At 70.7% G+C, this 15,929-nt stretch carries 20 protein-coding genes and 2 pseudogenes; 8 read left to right on the top strand and 14 right to left on the bottom strand.

The annotated features are described in order from the left end of the window. From HUT16_RS37585 to HUT16_RS00040, 9 genes are all read right to left on the bottom strand, one after another. The coding region (locus tag HUT16_RS37585; RefSeq protein ID WP_254897547.1) for a hypothetical protein at window positions 1-385 on the bottom strand (385 nt) is incomplete at its 3' end. Between the two features lie 71 nt (window positions 386-456). Next, entirely contained in the window at window positions 457-1,008 is a 552-nt protein-coding gene (locus HUT16_RS00010; protein ID WP_176184191.1) for a multiubiquitin domain-containing protein, read from the bottom strand. Between the two features lie 134 nt (window positions 1,009-1,142). Beyond that, on the bottom strand, window positions 1,143-1,376 hold the full coding sequence (locus tag HUT16_RS37590; RefSeq protein WP_254897548.1) for an ImmA/IrrE family metallo-endopeptidase: 234 nt from the start codon (window positions 1,374-1,376) through the stop codon (window positions 1,143-1,145). Between the two features lie 20 nt (window positions 1,377-1,396). Further along, window positions 1,397-1,657, bottom strand: a complete 261-nt coding sequence (locus tag HUT16_RS37595) for an ImmA/IrrE family metallo-endopeptidase (protein WP_254897549.1) — start codon at window positions 1,655-1,657, stop codon at window positions 1,397-1,399. Window positions 1,658-1,704: 47 nt separating this feature from the next. Continuing rightward, window positions 1,705-1,908, bottom strand: coding sequence for a helix-turn-helix domain-containing protein (locus tag HUT16_RS39550; RefSeq protein WP_176192386.1), 204 nt, complete (start codon window positions 1,906-1,908; stop codon window positions 1,705-1,707). A 158-nt stretch (window positions 1,909-2,066) separates the two neighbouring features. Beyond that, window positions 2,067-2,786 carry a hypothetical protein gene (locus HUT16_RS00025; protein ID WP_176184193.1) on the bottom strand — a complete coding sequence of 240 codons (720 nt, stop codon included), beginning with the start codon at window positions 2,784-2,786 and terminating at the stop codon, window positions 2,067-2,069. After that, window positions 2,753-3,703: an ATP-binding protein gene (locus tag HUT16_RS39555; RefSeq protein ID WP_368662658.1), complete on the bottom strand. Its 951-nt coding sequence runs from the start codon at window positions 3,701-3,703 to the stop codon at window positions 2,753-2,755. The genes HUT16_RS00025 and HUT16_RS39555 overlap by 34 nt, the downstream gene beginning before the upstream one ends. Further along, window positions 3,621-4,934 carry a hypothetical protein gene (locus tag HUT16_RS37600; RefSeq protein WP_254897550.1) on the bottom strand — a complete coding sequence of 438 codons (1,314 nt, stop codon included), beginning with the start codon at window positions 4,932-4,934 and terminating at the stop codon, window positions 3,621-3,623. The genes HUT16_RS39555 and HUT16_RS37600 overlap by 83 nt, the downstream gene beginning before the upstream one ends. A gap of 8 nt (window positions 4,935-4,942) precedes the next feature. Further along, window positions 4,943-5,293: a hypothetical protein gene (locus HUT16_RS00040; RefSeq protein ID WP_176184197.1), complete on the bottom strand. Its 351-nt coding sequence runs from the start codon at window positions 5,291-5,293 to the stop codon at window positions 4,943-4,945. Between the two features lie 887 nt (window positions 5,294-6,180). Here HUT16_RS00040 and HUT16_RS39560 point away from each other — a divergent pair. The 3 genes and pseudogenes from HUT16_RS39560 to HUT16_RS39565 all read left to right on the top strand — a co-directional run. After that, window positions 6,181-6,447: pseudogene (locus HUT16_RS39560) on the top strand (helicase associated domain-containing protein); the annotation flags it as partial. A gap of 382 nt (window positions 6,448-6,829) precedes the next feature. Continuing rightward, complete coding sequence (locus HUT16_RS37610; RefSeq protein WP_254897552.1) at window positions 6,830-7,117, top strand: hypothetical protein; 288 nt, start codon at window positions 6,830-6,832, stop codon at window positions 7,115-7,117. Beyond that, window positions 7,114-7,194, top strand: a complete 81-nt coding sequence (locus HUT16_RS39565) for a hypothetical protein (RefSeq protein WP_368662728.1) — start codon at window positions 7,114-7,116, stop codon at window positions 7,192-7,194. The genes HUT16_RS37610 and HUT16_RS39565 overlap by 4 nt, the downstream gene beginning before the upstream one ends. 87 nt (window positions 7,195-7,281) lie before the next feature. On the opposite strand, the gene HUT16_RS00050 is transcribed toward HUT16_RS39565, so the two are convergent. Continuing rightward, window positions 7,282-7,560 (bottom strand): hypothetical protein, encoded by a 279-nt coding sequence (locus tag HUT16_RS00050; protein WP_176184201.1) that lies wholly within the window; start codon window positions 7,558-7,560, stop codon window positions 7,282-7,284. Between the two features lie 411 nt (window positions 7,561-7,971). On the opposite strand from HUT16_RS00050, the gene HUT16_RS00055 reads away from it, so the two are divergent. Next, window positions 7,972-8,124, top strand: coding sequence for a hypothetical protein (locus tag HUT16_RS00055; protein ID WP_176184203.1), 153 nt, complete (start codon window positions 7,972-7,974; stop codon window positions 8,122-8,124). Between the two features lie 410 nt (window positions 8,125-8,534). On the opposite strand, the gene HUT16_RS00060 is transcribed toward HUT16_RS00055, so the two are convergent. Continuing rightward, complete coding sequence (locus tag HUT16_RS00060; protein WP_176184205.1) at window positions 8,535-9,053, bottom strand: RNA polymerase sigma factor; 519 nt, start codon at window positions 9,051-9,053, stop codon at window positions 8,535-8,537. 1,038 nt (window positions 9,054-10,091) lie between these two features. Here HUT16_RS00060 and HUT16_RS00065 point away from each other — a divergent pair. Both HUT16_RS00065 and HUT16_RS00070 read left to right on the top strand, forming a co-directional pair. Further along, window positions 10,092-10,391: a hypothetical protein gene (locus tag HUT16_RS00065; protein WP_176184207.1), complete on the top strand. Its 300-nt coding sequence runs from the start codon at window positions 10,092-10,094 to the stop codon at window positions 10,389-10,391. A 463-nt stretch (window positions 10,392-10,854) separates the two neighbouring features. After that, complete coding sequence (locus HUT16_RS00070) at window positions 10,855-11,109, top strand: transposase (RefSeq protein ID WP_368662729.1); 255 nt, start codon at window positions 10,855-10,857, stop codon at window positions 11,107-11,109. Window positions 11,110-11,583: 474 nt separating this feature from the next. Here the strand turns inward: HUT16_RS00070 and HUT16_RS00075 are convergent. Beyond that, window positions 11,584-11,793, bottom strand: a pseudogene (locus tag HUT16_RS00075) (ATP-binding protein); the annotation flags it as partial. Window positions 11,794-11,827: 34 nt separating this feature from the next. Between HUT16_RS00075 and HUT16_RS00080 the strand changes: the two are divergent. Continuing rightward, on the top strand, window positions 11,828-12,031 hold the full coding sequence (locus HUT16_RS00080) for a hypothetical protein (protein WP_176184209.1): 204 nt from the start codon (window positions 11,828-11,830) through the stop codon (window positions 12,029-12,031). Here HUT16_RS00080 and HUT16_RS00085 read toward each other — a convergent pair. Further along, window positions 12,006-12,401 (bottom strand): hypothetical protein, encoded by a 396-nt coding sequence (locus tag HUT16_RS00085; protein WP_176184211.1) that lies wholly within the window; start codon window positions 12,399-12,401, stop codon window positions 12,006-12,008. The two genes, HUT16_RS00080 and HUT16_RS00085, sit on opposite strands and share 26 nt — an antisense overlap. Before the next feature lie 173 nt (window positions 12,402-12,574). Continuing rightward, on the bottom strand, window positions 12,575-13,693 hold the full coding sequence (locus HUT16_RS00090) for a hypothetical protein (protein WP_176184213.1): 1,119 nt from the start codon (window positions 13,691-13,693) through the stop codon (window positions 12,575-12,577). Window positions 13,694-15,099: 1,406 nt separating this feature from the next. Here HUT16_RS00090 and HUT16_RS00095 point away from each other — a divergent pair. Beyond that, the gene (locus HUT16_RS00095; RefSeq protein WP_254897553.1) at window positions 15,100-15,366 is read left to right on the top strand and encodes a hypothetical protein; all 267 of its coding nucleotides are present in this window, start codon (window positions 15,100-15,102) and stop codon (window positions 15,364-15,366) included. Window positions 15,367-15,929: the final 563 nt, after the last annotated feature.

The following is a 15,929-nucleotide window of genomic DNA, read 5'->3' on the forward strand; positions in this document are numbered from 1 at the left end:
CGCCGCTCTCCAGGGGTCGGGCGGCCATCGCGAGGAGCTGGTCGGCGACGGCGGTGGTGACGGTGAGGGTCGTGTGTTCATGGCCGCGGCTCCGGCGGCGACCAGCTCGGTGCGCAGCAAGCGGGTAGCTCTCCAGTCCGTCGATGCTGGTGCGCCAGTGGACGGGTTGAGGTGCCGTGACCAGCGTTGCCATGTGCGGCCGTGGTGGGTCTCCTGTGACTTCGGTGGCTGGGATGGTCGCTCCGCTGGCCGTGGTCAGCGCCGGGGAGATCCACCACTGTCCGGCGGCACGTCGGTACAACGGTGCGAGGCGGAAGAGGATGTCCGCCTTCGGGACGTTGAGGCCGGCTGGCAGCGGGAAGTCCGCGAGTTCGACGCACAGCATCCCTTTCCTCGAACACCTCGTAGGCGATGCCTTGGCGGTCGAGGAAGGCGAGGTCGTCGGCGGGTAGCAGGTCATCGCTCGCGGTCCTCCCCAGCGCCCGGGTTGATGCGGCCGGGCGCGGTGAAGAACCGCATCCCGTCGTGCAGCGACACCACCTCGTCGTCGGCGATCTTCCGGTCGTGCTGGTCGACGACGTCGAGCCACAGGTCGCGGTCATCGGCGACGGGGGGCTGCGGCAGGGCCCGAAGTTCCAGGCCGGTCATCCGCTTGTGGGTGACCTCGTAGCGGGAGCGGTCGATGAAGATCGCGATCGTTCGCGGGTCGGAGAAGAAGCGCATCCCGTCCCGCAGCTCGAGGTGCTCGCTCTCTCGACCTGGCGGTCCGGTCGTCGGGCACGTCGAGCCAGATCTTCTTGTCCTCCGGATGTCCGGGTCGGCGATCCGGCGCAGCTGGGCCGGGGTGGCATGGCGGGTCGCGGTCGCGTACTCGCGGCCGTCGATGGCGATGGTGATCCGGTGGGCTGAGCCTCGGATGCGGTCATGCGCTGCTCCTTGTCGGGAGTCGGGGATCGGGCAAAACGGGCGGCGCGAGTCACGCGCCGCATCACCAGCATCTGGAGACATCCGGAGCCTCCTGTGCCACTTCCAGAGTGCGCGCGAGAGTCAGCAGAAGCAAGCTTTTTTCGAATGAAAATCTAACTGTCATTTATGGATCAAGAAAGGGCCGCACCGAGGTGCGGCCCCTGCATGCTCTACCTCTACATGGGGTCGGAGAGGATCCCGAGGTTCAGCAGGCGGTAATTCATCGCGGTCGTACTCATCCCGAAGCGCTTCGCCAAGTCCCCCACCAGGCCGTCTGCGGAGGTGACGTTGATGCCGCGCACCGCCCTGCGAACCATCGTCTCCGGCGCGAGCAGCGCCGCCGCGAATCGGTTGGCTTCCACCTCCTCGCGATCGGTGGCCATGCTGGAGACGGAGTCGCGGAAGTTCACCCGCGTCCCGGTGTCCAGAATCAGCGGCCGCCCCGGTGCAGGATGAGGTGCCCCAGCTCATGCGCGACCGTGAACCGCTGCCGGACCTCCGCATGATCCTCATTGACGCCGATCACCTTCTCCTCGCCGCGGCGCAGCAGCATCCCGGAGACGTCGCCGTCCAGCTTCTGCTGGACCACGAGGACTCCGAGCTCCTCCGCGAGGTTCATCGGGTCGACCTTCGGCTCCGTGATGTCGAAGCGCTCCAGGAGCCTGCCCGCTTCGATGTCAGCCTTCGCCATCTCGACTCCTCAGCTCCTCGGCGGCCCGCTCGACGGACGCGACCATGTCAGCCAGCTCTGAGGCAGGTCATGCGTGGGGCGAGCACCCGCAGCGGTGGGAGGAGTTCGGCTGGCTCCACCGACAGCGCTGTCGCTATGCGCACCAGCCTGTACGGCGGCGGCGCCTGAACCCCCTTCTCGATGTTGGTGACCGAGGCCCGCGTCACCCCGATCTCCCGCGCCAAGAGCTCCTGAGTCAGATTCGCCTGCAGCCGGCGGCCTTCACCCGGCGGCCGACTTCCCGGTCGTACGCTCTCTGATCATCTTCCATACTGCTCCCCCGATGTCAGCCTGACTGTCATCCAACCCTAGTACCCTTCCCGGACGCGGCTCCAAGAGGGCCTGCCCCATCCGGGCGAACAACAGGAAATCAGGGAAAGGTCAGCTGCAATGAGAAGCCAGCTGGATGCCTGCCACGCGGCCCAGGGCAGGCGGGGGGCGGCGGAGGCCGGTTACCTGCGCCGGGCGTGGGGGCGGGCAGCCTTGCATGATCTCGGCCTGCGGCCCAGGGGTAGCGGTAGTGGGCATTGCTGAAGGGCCAGATCGTGCGCTGGTTCTGCGGTTTGGGGGGGGGGCGGCCCGGGCGGGCGCGGGGCTTGGGTGGCTGAGGTGGGCGCAGTTTGCAGGAGTCGGCGAGGTCGAACAGGTGGGGCAGGTCATTGCCGGTGAAGGGCGGTGAACAGCGGGTGTCGCCGGCTTCGGCGATGGCGTGCTGGTAGGCGGCGGCGAGGAGCAAGGGCGGGCCCAGGGCGGCACGGGTGGGTGAGGCAGCCGAGCCGAAGCGCAGGCCGTCCGCATCGTGGAGGGCGATGGTGGCCGCTTCGGCGGTGAGGTCGCTGGGGCGGGCGGTTTGGAGCTGGGCGTCGGATGCGGCGGTGAAGACCGCGGTGGCGAGCTGGGCCGCGAGATGGGGGTGGGCGGTCGCAGTGTGGAGGCGGCGGGCGACTTCGGTGGCGGTGGCGGGGGGCATCTGCGGCGGGTGGAAGCCGCGGTCGTGGGCGAGCGGCGGAGCGCAGCGGCAGCGGCGCTGGGCACCGTCGCCGGAGCAGTAGGTGGTCAGGGCGGGCAGGTTGAGCCAGCGGTCGTGCATGGGGACGGGGCGGGGCGGGCGGCTGCGCGGGAGTCGGTGTCGTCGGCGCCGGAAGGCAGGCGGCCGCGTCGGCGAGGCGGTGCTCCACGTGGCGCAGGGCCTGTTCGAGGGTGGGGTGTGGGCGTCGGCGGTGGCAGACCAGGACAAGGTGGACGCCAGTGCGCTCGCGCAGGGTGAGAAGGTCGTGGATGCGGCGGCGGCCGAGCAGGTGGGCTCGCAGCACGGTGAGGTGGGTGATGGGGTGGCGAGGGTCCAGGCGGCGGCCATCGCCCAGGGCGGGTCGGGGTCGAGGCTGGGGTAGCCGGTGACGGGGACGGGTTTGCCGAGGGCGGCGAGGATGTCGTAGGCGAGGCAGATCGTGGAGTCGGTGCCGATGGTGGGGTGGACGGTGGCCCGGCCTGTGGTGGGTTGTGGGCGGCCTGAGCGGCGCGGGTATGGGCAGGTCGTCGTGGGGGTCGAGGACGACGGTGACCGGCGGCGGGTCGGGGCAGGTCAGCACGGTGCGCCTGCCTGTCGTCGGCCGAGTTTGCTGTAGGCCCAGCGCACGAGGTCCTCGTCCACCTTGGCGCGGCGGACTCCTTCATGCCTGCGGCCAGGTGGTGGGTGATCTTTGCCCAGGCCCGGAAGTTTCCGTGGGCGGCCTCGCGGTCGCACAGGGCGATCAGCTCGGGTTCGGCATCGGTCCAGATCGAGTGGAAGGCCGGGATGGTGTCCAGGACCTCCTCCAGCGTCAGCGGGTCGATCTCCTGCCAGCAGTAGACCCTGGACTCGAGCATCGGCTCGCTCTGCAGCATCTCGAAGCAGCCGTTGCCGCCGGTGAAGACGATCGTCAGGTCAGTGCCGGTGTCGTCCCACAGGTAGCGCAGGTACTCGAAGCACAGCTTCGACAGCCACTGGGCCTCGTCGCACACCAGCACCCGAGTCTCCTCGAGGGCCCGCGCAGCATGCGGTCGAACTCGATCGCGTGGGAGGGCGGACGGCCCGGGAGCCCCAGCGCGTAGAACAGTTCGTGGCGTAGGTCCCGAGTCGAGGGCGGGCCCGGAACTGGATGCGGTGGGTGATCTGCGGGGCGAGGTCACGCAGCGAGGCGTTGACCGCGAACGACTTGCCGTGCCCGGCCCTGCCGTAGATGCAGATCATCGCCCTGGCTTCGATCGCGGCGCGAATGTTCTCCCGCACCGCCAACAGGGCCCGGGTGCCGACCACTTGGGCGCCGCTCAGGCGCATGTAGTGGTCCCGTTCGGCGGGCAGCCGGCCCAGTCGGTCCGCGGTCGTCACTGGCGTCCTCCTTTCGTTCTGCTTCGTCGGGCCCGTCCGCGGCGGCGCTGCGGTCCGGGGTGGCGGTGTCCCGGTGCCGGCGGGACGGCGTCGCCGTCGGGGGCGGACGGGTGGGATCGGCGAACGGGCGGGCCCACGAGGCGGGTGCCTCGCGCGGGGGATGAGGTCCGGCAGCGCCCGCTTCGCCAGATTGCTCCCGAGCCCGGTGGCCACGGCGAGCTCCTCGACTTCGGCTGCGGTCAGCGCCGCCAGCAGCTCGGGCCGGCCCGGCCCGGTGATGGCGCCGTAGCGGCCCAGTCGGCGGCGCTGGCGGTCCGCGGAGGCCAGCGCCCGTACCATCGTGCGCCGCTGGGCGTCCTTGGCCGGGCAGCGCAGCCCGTTGGGCCGCGGTGGCGGCGTCAGCGAGGTGGGCTGGCCCGAGGTGGGCGCCGGTGGCGGCGTCGAACACCTCGATCTCGTGGTCGTGATGGGGACGAACCGTACCCGTACCCGGGTGCCGTCCATGCCGTGCATCCACGGGCCGACGTAGTAGCGCCCGCGCCAGTAGACGCCCTTCGTGGACAGGAGCTTGTCGCCTCCCGCGTCCTCGAGGGTGAAGGAGCGCAGCAGGGCGGGCGGGACGTCCTCGATCGGGGTGGGGTCGTCTTGCCACGCCTGGAGTGGTGTGCGGCCGCCGAGCGGCTTGGGGCGGTGCTCGGTGTTCCACCACCGCACCCAGTCCAGGAGCCGTGCGGTGAACTCCGCGAACGGCAACAGGCCGTCCAGGTCGCCGCGCCGCGGGCGCGGCGCGGTCGTGGCGGTGGGGGCGTGGAGGTAGCCGGGCTGCGCGACCAGGAACATCGCGGTGACGCAGTGGTTGAGGTTCTCCACCGTGCCCTTCAACTCCGGCCGGCGGGCGGGAGATCCTGCACCGGGACCGCGAGCGCGCCCAGCGCCCTGGTCACCGTGGCGCACAGGAACTCCTTACCGCGGTCGACACGAACCAGCTCCGGCAGCCCTCCGATCGGCCCGTACGGGCCGATCGGCTCGTCCCTCGACAAGGCGATCCGCAACGCCGCCAGCACCGCGTCCCTGGACGGCTGGTGCGGAGTGACGGCCGCACCCGTGATCGCGTTTTTCGCGCAGTCGATGAACCACGTCACCCACGGGCGCACCGCACGCCCGTCCAGCTCGACCTCGACGGGCAGGTGCTTGTGGTCGCCCTCCCAGCAGGCGTTGCGCCACTTCACCGGACGGGCCAGATGCACATCGTGCGCACGCCGGGCCCTCCCCGCCCTTCAGCGCGGCACGCTGACCCGCGTTCAGATCCCGGCGCACCGCCCGCTGGAGTGTCGCCAACGACGGCACGCCCACTCCCCGGCGTCCCCATCCAGCTCCCCGTCCGCTCCCCGCCGACAGAGCCGTCCGCCGACCCACGGGCCTGCGCGACAAGCTCCCGGTGGACCGCCGCCGCGTTCCCGCACCACAACGCCAACCGCGCATGGACCTCGTCGGTGACCGTGAACCGCGGCCGGGCCTGCGCGCCGTCCGGCCCTCCTGACGCGCCTCCGCAGCCAGCGCTGCACCGTCCGCACCGACCGGCCCGCCGAGGAAGCCGCAAGTCGAACATGACCGGGCGTCAGAACACCGCGCTCCTCAAGAGCCAGAAGCCGGAACACCACCTGCTCCCGCACCACCCCGCCGCACCGCCAGCCCCAGCCTCATCGCCCCGCCACCGCCGTCCGCCACCCACGCCTCCCGGCCCGTCCGACAGCCCCGGCAACGGCCGAGCCCGTCCCCTACCCCTCCAGGAAGACAGCGACCGCACCACGATGACGCCCGAAACCGCATTCCGATGACACCCAGCAGGACCATCTGGTACAAGCCGGACACACCGTCAACGCAGAGGAAACCGCACGAACCCGACCAGCAGAAACATCATCCCGATGACGCCAAAACCGCACCAAAATGACGCACCACCAGCCACCACCACCGCCCATCAGCACAAACACCCCACACCCCACGACAGAAAACCGCCGTATCCAACGACAAATACATGCAACTTCACATGGTCGAGGCCCTGGCCGTGCCCCAGAAGTCCGGCAAGCGGACCACCGGGCGCAGCGCTGAGGCGCAGATGGCACCGGGTGAGGGTGAGGGTGGCGGGTCGGCGGCGGGCGGGTTCTCGCTGCCGGTGCGGTTCCAGAGCAAGGTGGACGAGGACGTGCTGGCGTTGTTCATCCAGGCGCGGGTGCTGACGGGTGAGAACCAGCTCTGGCGGGAGGGGCTGGGACATGCACGGCGGTGGCACGCGGGACACGGGAATCTCGACGTGCCGTATTCCGCGCGGGTCGGCGAGAACGGAGTCTTCCGGCTCGGTGAATGGCTCACGCAGCGCCGGGTTGAATTCGCGAACGGCGAGCTGGCGCGACACCGGGTCAAGATGCTGGACGACCTGGACATGATCTGGTCTGTCTCCGACGCGCGCTTCGACACCGGGCTCGACTGGGCGCGGCTGTGGGCGAAGGAGCACGGCGGCTCGCTGGCCGCACCGGCGCGGGCGTCGATCGGCGGGTACGCGATCGGCGGCTGGCTGGCCGGCCTTCGGGCCGCGGCCGAGGTCCCCGAGGGCGAACCCGGCGCGCTGGCCCCGAGCGCAAGGCCGCGCTCGAGGAGATCGACCCTGGTGGTGCCCGCGCTGGCCGGTCACCTGGCAGCGCTCGTACGCGACCGCCCGGCAGTGGTGGCTGGAGTCGGACGGCCGAGTCGACTGGGCGCTGCTGCCGGTGGAGACGGAGTTCGAGGGCGAGCCGCTGGGCCGGTGGGTGTGGGCGCAGCGGGCGGGCTTCGCCGAGCTCGACCAGGAGCAGCAGGACCTGGTGCTGGCGATCGGCATCGAGGAGGACCAGGAGCTGGCCGCCGCCCGCGCGGCGGCCGCGGCGAAGCCGAAGGTGTCGCGCACCGACCGGTTCGCCGCCGGGCTGGCGGCCTTGGCGGCCTTTGTCGAGCGGGAGGGGCACGCCCGCGTGCCGCGCCCGCATAAGGAGGGGATGTCGCGCTGGGCGCCTGGTTGAACAACCAGAAGGCTCGCCGGGGCAAGCTCAGCGCGGAGCAGCTCGGTCAGTTGGAGGCGCTGGGCGTGGCCTGGTAGGCCGGGGTGGCAGGGGCGGTCAGCGTCGTGTCAGCTCTCGGCGAGGCGGCCGGGGCTCTGGTCGGGGCTGTGGAGGAGGGTGAGGTCCTACTTCTCGATGGGTCGGAAGGAGGTTGTCATTGTTCGATGCGCATGTTCCATTGCACGGTTTCCGGGGCGTCGACGCTGACGTTGATGTCCTTCGGTGAGCCGAGATGGAAGCTGTTCCTGGAGGGTGACGCTGCCGACAGCGCAGGGAATGGTGGTGGTGGACACCGGCTCCATGTGGAGGGTCAGGGTTCCACCGGTGCACAGGATGGTGACGGTGAGTTCTCCGGCTTTGACCGAGAGGTTGGCGACGCTGGTGCCTGCGGTACGCAGGGGCACGGAGGCGAGGGTGGTGACGCCGGGTTCCGCCGGGGCAGTTCGGGGATGGTGGGCGGGGCCGTGGTCGATGGGGTGATGGGTGAGGGTGCGGAGGGGTACGGGAGGGCTGGGTCGTGGGCTCGGCTCGGTCGCCTGTGCTGGAGGTACATCCGGTGGTGATGGCCACGAGAACGGTGGCTCCGAAGAGTGCGGTGCGCAGGCGAGCGGGCTTGGCGGTCACGGTTTTCCGTCCCTGTCGTCGGTGGGCCGCCCGCCCGGTGGGGCGGACGGCCGGGGTGTTTCGGGTCAGCTGACCCAGGTGTTCCAGCCCACGTACCAGGGCTGTAGGCGGTCACGCCTCCAACGCTGCTGCTGCAGTCCTCGCGGATGACGTGGTAGGTGCCGTAGGTCTGCAGGCGCCACACTCCGTAGGTGGCGTGGGCGGTCTGGCCGGGCGAGGCGGTCACAGTGGTGGAGTTACCCAGCGAAGCGGTCAGCGATGTGGAGAGGCTGACGCCGACAGTCGCGCTGGCGTCGGCGATGATGGTGCCGATGCTGACGCTCATGGAGGCGCTCACGGTGTAGGACACGGTCCCGCTGACCTGGGCGGAGAAGGTGGACGTCGCGTCGTGCGACGTTCCGTTGTAGTTCGCCTGGCTCGCGCCGACCGGGACGATGCTCTTGCCCTGGTTGACGATGCCGTCGTACCAGTCCTGGTAGGGGCAGACCCGGCCTTCCTGGGTCGGGTCCGGCGTCTGGTGGGGCCCACGGCGAACGCGGCGGGCGCGCAGAGGATCGTGCCGGCCAGGGTGGCGGCCGTCGCGAGGAGTGCGGCTGTGCGGCGCATGATTGCTCCTGGTTGGAAGGGACGAGGCAGTGAGGCCGGTGATGGTCTGCGGCCAGGGCCCTTGGCTTTCGGACGCCGTCCTCGCTGCCTTACTGCTTTGTAGACCCGCGCGTGCCGTGCCTGTATGACAGGCGACGGGCTTTTTCTGTCAGGCCGGCTGGGCCTGGGTGAGGAAGTCTCGCGACCGGCGAAGGCCGCGGGCTCGGAGTCGGGAGATGGTGCCTTGGTGAACGCCCAGCAGCGTGGCGGCCTCGTCGATGGTCCGCCCGTCGAGGTCGACCAGGATCAGAGCTCGGGCTTGGCCGGTGCTGAGCTGGGACAGCAGGCGCAAAGTCTCCCACTGCGCTTCTCGTAGCGCCGTCGCGCAGGCGGTGCTGCCCGCCTGGTCGGTGAGGTCGGGCAGGCAGATCTCGTGTGTTCTGCGGTTGTCGTGGGCGGTGGTGATCACGGCGCGCAGGGCGTAGGCCCGCGGGTTTGGGTGCTTGAGCAGTTGCGGGCGGCGGTGCAGGAGTTTCTCGCAGACGCTCTGGACGATGTCGTCGACGTCCGGTGGTCGGGCGTAGCGTGCTGCTTGTCGGCGGATGGCCGGTAAGAGTCGGCATACGAGGTCGTCAGCGGCGCCGGAGCGGCGGTTCTCGTTGACCTTGATCGACATTGATAGGTCCATGACACCCTGTGGGGATGAAGATGCGGGCACGGTCGCTCCGGGGAAGAGGTGGCTCGCAGGCACCTAAAGACAACACCATGCAGTGCCCATGCGGCGGTTTTGAGGAATATCTGAGCCCGCGACAGGCAAGTGGTGGAAGGTTCCTCCGCATACGTTCCTGCCGGGCATCCCCGGACTGTCGGCCGAGTCGCTGCTTTCGCAGGGCCCGGCCGATGTGGCCGGGCTCCTTGATGTGGCCGGCGAAGTCGAGGCCGGAAAGCCGTGGGCGCTGCCGGCTGCGTTCGCGTTCAACCTGGTACCGCTCAGGGCTGTTGCTCGGCGGCGACCAGGCGCTGCGCGGTGACGGCATGCAAAGGGCGCAGCCTGTTCCTGCGGGGCTCCCCGCGCTGTGGCTGTAGCGGGCTCGGACGAGGCGGCCGCGCACGCGCCGGTGTTCTCCAGGTGGTGGTCGGGCTCCTCGGCCGTACCGGGCGCGCGGGATGTCTGGGCTCGGGGGCGGTTGGGTGGCGTTACCGGAGAGCGGCTTCGAGGAGTTCCGCGGGAAGTACGTCCGGGGAGGTAGGCGTTCCAGTGGGGCCGTCGGGCAGGGCGTCGGGGAAGCGGGGGCGGGGAAACGACCTCGGCCGCGTCCAGTGGGGTCTTGGGGCGGACGCAGGCGGCAGTGTTCGGCGGTCTGGAGCAGGGCGGTCAGTGCGGGTTCGGTGTCGGTGAGCAGGCGGGGCCTGGCCGTCTGCGGTGCTGGTGGTAGCGGGTTGCGGCGTTCAGGAACGGGCGGGCCGGACGGGTACCGGGTAGGTCGCGCAGCGGGCGGGGTTTTGTAGCGGCCGGCACCGGTGCCGGTGCCAGCGAGCGCAAAACAGGTCCCGCACCAGCACTCCACGCGGTCGGCCGCCCGACCGCCCTGCCGACGCCACCGCCGACAGCGCCGCGGCAAACGCACAGCGGACAGACTTGCCCCAGACCTGGGCGCGACCACCTGCCGTGGGAACCCGTCCGGCCGCCGAAGCGCGTACCGAAGCCGGCACGACCACCGTCTCCGTGGGCAGCCCGGACACCGACACCCCCGCCGACGACGCGGACTGCCTCCTCGACCCGGACGACACCGAGGACGGTTTCGACGCCGACGACTTGTGGCCCGACGACATGGGCACCGGCAACGGCGACACCACCCGACAGGGCCGCCGGGGCCAGGACCGTACACCAAGCCAAAGCGGCCAGGGCAGGACGCCGAAGACCCGACGACGACACGGACGACGACGGCCCCGACCTCTACTCCCCGGCCCCGCCTACACCGGCCTGGGCCTGTGGGACGCCCACCAGGAAGCCGAACAGTGGTGACACCCCATCAGCCCGGCACCCCCACCCGCCCAGGCGCCGTTCCCAGCCCTCCGGCAGACCGCCCGGCCGGCCCGCCACCACCCATCGCAGCCATCGGCCCCACAGGCACTCCAGGCGCGGCGAACGCCCGCCGGCGGTCGGCAGACCAGCCTGAACGGCCACGCCGCCTACCTGACAACCCGGTTCAACGAGGGCTGCCACAGCGCACTACGGCTCCACCGCGAACTCGCCGAACCCGGCCTGACCGTCAGCGAGCGCACAGTCCGCCGCTTCGTGCACCGGCTGCGCGAGAACGCCAAGCCGACCACCGACCCGCCGGTCCCCAAGGGCCGCGAGGTGACCAGACTGATTCTTAACCCACCCCGACAACCGCCCCGAGCCCGGCCACGTCCTGCTGAAGGAACTCCTGTACCACTGCCGGGAGTCGGACGACTCCTGCGAACTCGTCGCGCGGTTCGCCTCGATCCTCGTCCACCGCCGGGGCCTGGAGGAACTCGAACAGTGGACCGCTGACGCCCAGGCCGGCGGGCTGCCAGAACTGCGCGGGTTCGCCACCGGCCTGCGCAAAGGCTGGGACGCCGTCACGGCCGGCCTCACACTCCGCTGGAACTCCGGCCCGGTCGAGGGGCACGTCAACCGCATCACGATGCTCAAGCGCCAGATGTTCGGCCGAGCCAAGCTCGACCTCCTCCGCGAGCGCGTCCTCCTCGCCTCGTGAAGATCACCACCCCGGCGGCTTTCAGAAAATCCGCGCCAGAGCCGCCCGAATCCCTCTTCTCGGACATTTGAGGTCTCTCCCTGCGGACATCCGATCTCCCTGCGCGGTATGACGAGTTGTCACCCGGCCGGGCCTGGCAACAGCCGTTGGCATCGGTGTGCAGGAGGCGGCCGCACCGAGGGCATCGAAGACACCTTCCGCTGACGAAGCACGCGGCGCCGGGCCTGCGAGGAACCGTCCCCGCACGGAAGGCGTCACTGTGGCCGATGCAGGACGGACAGTGAGGACAGCGCATGAAACGGTTCACAAAAGTGTGGCAGGGCAGTTCACCATCGCGGCGACCGCCTGTATCGCGCTCTTCACCCTGCTGTGGACACTCGCAGGCTGGGTGCTGGGTGAGCTCGTCGACGGACTGCCTCCCTGCAGAAGTAGCCGCCTTCGGGACACTGACCCTGCCGTTGGCCTCTGCGCTCCCTATGCGAGCGCGATGACGCCCTTGCCGGTGGTGGCCCGGGTGAGGCGGAGGCTGGAGCCCTCGGTCAGGATGATGTGGGCGTGGCGCAGGAGCCGGTCGACGGCTGCGGTGGCGAGCGTCTTGGGCATGATCGAGTCGAATCCTGACGGATGAAGGTTCGAGGTCACGATCACCGAGCGGCGTTCGCAGGCGGCATCGATCACTCGGTAGGTGGAGCCGGCGTGCGGGGCGATCATCGAGCTGGTGGGCGACATGCCGCCGGAGCTGACCGACCCGGGCGCGGCCGGTGGCGCCAGCTCGGAGTTCCGCCGCCTGGCCCGCGCCGGCCTGGGCGCGAGCACCGACGGCACGTACCGCGAATGCGAGCCGATGACGGCCGTCGAACGGCGCGCGACGGCGAACACCGCCCTGGACACCCTCGTCAGCTACCGGGCGGCCCGCCCCTGACCCGAGGCCAGTCCTCACCGCCGACGCCGAGGGCCAGAGCCACCCGGCACAGGGGGCGGGCGGCGACGGCCTCCCGCGCGCACTGCCGGACAGTGGGCACCGCGCCCGACGGGGCCGCGTCCAGGTACCGGCACAGGACATCTTCAGCGAGGTCCTGGATCCCGGCGTAGCTCTCGCGATCGGCCGCGAGAAAGTCGGCACACTGCCGGACGCCCAGGCCGGGCGGAAGCTGGACGACGCGCACCGCCAGCCGCCCGGCGACCTGCAGCAGGTCCAGCGCCCCGCCAAGGCCGTCCATCGGCAGATCGGCGACGCCCGCGCCGATGAAGCCCGCGGCGTCGGCTCCTCCCGCGAGAACGGCCGCCAGCACGACGACAGCCTGGCGCTGCCGGCCGGTGCCGGCCCAGTCACATGTCGGCTCGGCCGGCCCCGGTGCTGACGCCCGCGGTCGCCGGTTGCTCGTTTGCGGCTTTTTCGAGGCCGTCTGCAGGACAAAGCCCGCGCAACCAGTACGGTGCGCGGGCCGAGGCCGAGTGTGATGGGTCAGCGCGGGTTGCCCCAGGCTATGCGGATGAGGTTGCCTTCGTCGGTGCGGATCCGGAACTCGGCCGTTGCGGGGTGCCAGACGCCGACGTTTCCGTTTGCGGTGCCGTTGCCGCCGTCCCAGTTGCCCGAGACGGGGATGTCGGTGGATCCGCCCCAAGAGACCTTCACCAGGCCGCCGTTGTCCATGCGCAGGTGGAAAACGCCTTCCGAGGGGCGGTAGACGCCGATGTTGTCGGCGGGGCCGCCGTCCCAGTTGCCGGAGACGGGGATGTCGCCGAGCTGGCCCCAGTCGATGACCGTGTCGCTGCCGTTGTCCATGCGGAGATGGAACTGGCCGGTGGAGGGCCGCCAGATACCGACGTTGCTGTTCGGGGTGCCGTTGCCGCCGTCCCAGTTGCCCGAGACGGGGATGTCGCCGTCCTGGCCCCAGTCGATGACCGTGTTGCTGCCGTTGTCCATGCGGAGATGGAACTGGCCGGTGGAGGGCCGCCAGATACCGACGTTGCTGTTCGGGGTGCCGTTGCCGCCGTCCCAGTTGCCCGAGACGGGGATGTCTCCGTACTGGCCCCAACTGATCTTGTTCAGGCTGCCGTTGTCGTTGCGCAGGTGGAACTCCCCGGTCGACGGGCGCCAGATGCCGACGTTATCCGCCATTCCCTGGTCCCAGTTGCCGGAGACCGGGAAGTCGCCCGCCTTCCACGGGGCCTCCTCGCCGGTCATCTGTGCATGGGCGACGGTCTCCACCGGCCAGAACTCTTGGTCTTCGACGCTTCCGCTGTTCGACGCGCGGTACGTCACCCCGGGAATCTCCTTGAGCCGGACGGTAGGCGTCCGGCAGTAAGAAATCCCGTTGAACGGCGATCCCGAGCACACGGCACTATTGTCCACAAATCCATATTGGCCGTTGTTGCCCGACAGCACGACATTTGGAATGAGCTTCCAGGTGCGTGCGGAATCACAAGTGAAGGTTCCGTAGGCGTACACGTAGCCGCCGCCGTGATCCAGGACCACGGTGTTCCAGCAGCCCAGGTTGGGCGTACCGGTGCCGGACGCGGCCTGCGCCGGGGAGGTGGTGACGGCGATCGCTCCGACCGCGAGCGCAGCCGAAGAAATCACCCGAAATGCGCGCTTGAAAATGAGAACTCCTCATATCGGCGACCCCCGCGAAGCCGCGTGGGGCCGACCAGGGAAACCATGCGGCGGAATGGAATTCAACCTGCACCCACCGGGGGCGCATTTTCGCCGGATTGAATTGGCGACGCCTGTGATGATTTCATCGGCCCAAGCAGGGGTCAAGTTTTTGAAGTTCCAGAAATGGCCGCATTGCGCCATTTGTCCATCGGCAAATTCGGCCCAACTGGACCAACCGCTTTCCAAACGTGACACTCCTCACACGATGAGGTTTTATCGGCGAGAAGATCCCTCTGCGGCCGGAGAAGGTTCGGGTCGGTACGAAGCGGATTAGGGTGTTTTGATCGTGGACAGACGTGAGGCCCCTTGTGAAGCTGCACGAAGCCGGCCGGGAAAAATCCTCTCGATGACACCGAAAGCCGTACAGAACCGGCGCGCCATCGAACGAGATCCGCGCCCACCGGCAGAACCGGTCCCGCGCTCCACGACGGAAAACTGCAGCACCCGACGACAGATACGTACAACCTCGCACCCGGGGCCTTGCGGCGCTTCGCCACCCGGGAGGAGCACGTACGGGTGCTCCGGCAGCGCAAGAAGCCGCCGGAGGCCGCGGAGAGCGACCGGGAGACGGCGCTGCCGGGCCCGGGGCGCGGCCGTCCAACCAGCGCTCCCGCCGGACGAAGCCCACCTTCGAGCGACTGCGGCTGCCGGGCCGGGCCGGGCCGGGCCGGGCCGGGCCGGGCCGGGCCGGGATGGAACGGGCGGGCGGGATGGAGCGGGCGGCCGGGCCGGCCCCGGTGCGGCGGGAGACCGAAGAGGCGGGGGCAGGGGCGGGGGCGGCGCGGTGACGGTGGCGTGGAACGCGCGGTGGTACTGCGGGAAGTGCGGCACCGAGGACCGGGCGGACTTCGAGGACGGCTGCCGGGTGGTCTCGGGCCACGTGGGCGAGGAGGAGCCGGCGGCGCGGACCGGAGAGGAGAGGAGGTGAGGTGGTGTGGGCCGGAGAGGAGGCGAGGTGGTGCGCGATCAGGCGCATCGGCCGGCGCCGGCGCGGCGGCGGCGGGTGCCGCGCCAGGCGCGGGGGCCGAGGACGGAGCAGATCGGGGCGGGCCCGGCGGCCGCGCGGGACCGGGAGCGGCAGTTTGGCCGGGACGAGCACGCGGGGCCGGCTGCGGCGTGGGAGTTCGCGAAGTGGCAGCGGATCGACGCCCCGGTGCGCTCTGGCGGTGCGAGGGCGGTGTACGACGCCGCCCGCGACGAGCAGGCTCGGACGTGGCCGGCCGAGCAGGAGCAGCGACAACAGGACGCGCGGCGGGCCCGGCAGCAGCGCGCAGCGCGGGAGCCGGTGCCGCCCGTGCCGCCGGCGGACCGGGTTGCGGGTGGAGGTGGTGGTGCCGGACGAGGCGGGCGAGGCGGGGGGCGTCTGCGGGCGCTGGCAAAGGGGGCTGGGGTGGAGCGCGGAGCGGGTGCCGCAGGTGCTGGCCGCACACGCCTGCCTCGACAGCGACGGCCCGGTCCACGTCCCCGCGGTGGCCATCACGGCGCCGCCACCCGGCCTGGAGGCGCACCGCGAGCGCCCGCCGGCGGTCTACCGGGAGCGGCCGCGGTACGGGCGCGAGGACTACGGCGACAGCTACGGCGAACCGGTGCTCGACTGATAGCGGCCAGCAGCAAGCGGCGGGGCCTCCACCGGCCGGTGCAGGCCCCGCCGCTTCCGCTGTGCAGCCCCGTGGGCCGATCGGAAAATCTGCTGCCTGGTGCCTCTTGATCGGCCGTCTCACGCCCCTACGGTTCCCGCCACGGATAGGGAGAGCGGCAATCGGCCGGCCTGTCCGCAGCCCGTACCGGTCGTGGAGAAGGAGTTCGGGATGGACGAGCGCAGGGCCCCGCGGGGCCTGGAAAGCGGGCCCGGCGGGCCGAGGTGGGACGGCGTGGAGCGGCGCGGCGCCGGACGCAGGCGGGCAGCGGAGCGGCGGCGGGAGGCATGGCGCTCTCCCGACCGACGGCCGGGCGGGGACGCCGGTGGCCGGCTCCAAAAACGGCGAGCGATCAACGGGCAACGGGACCGGGCACCCGCCGGCCGGGAGCGCCCGGCCGACGGCGGGCCCGGAGAAGACCCGCCCCAACGGGCAGCGGCCGGAACTCATGACCACAGCCTGGCCTACCGCCGGCGAACCACCCACGCCCGTCCCGGCCCTTCGCGGCCTGCCTGGTGCCGGCG

The organism is Kitasatospora sp. NA04385, from assembly GCF_013364235.1.
GTDB lineage: Bacteria > Actinomycetota > Actinomycetes > Streptomycetales > Streptomycetaceae > Kitasatospora.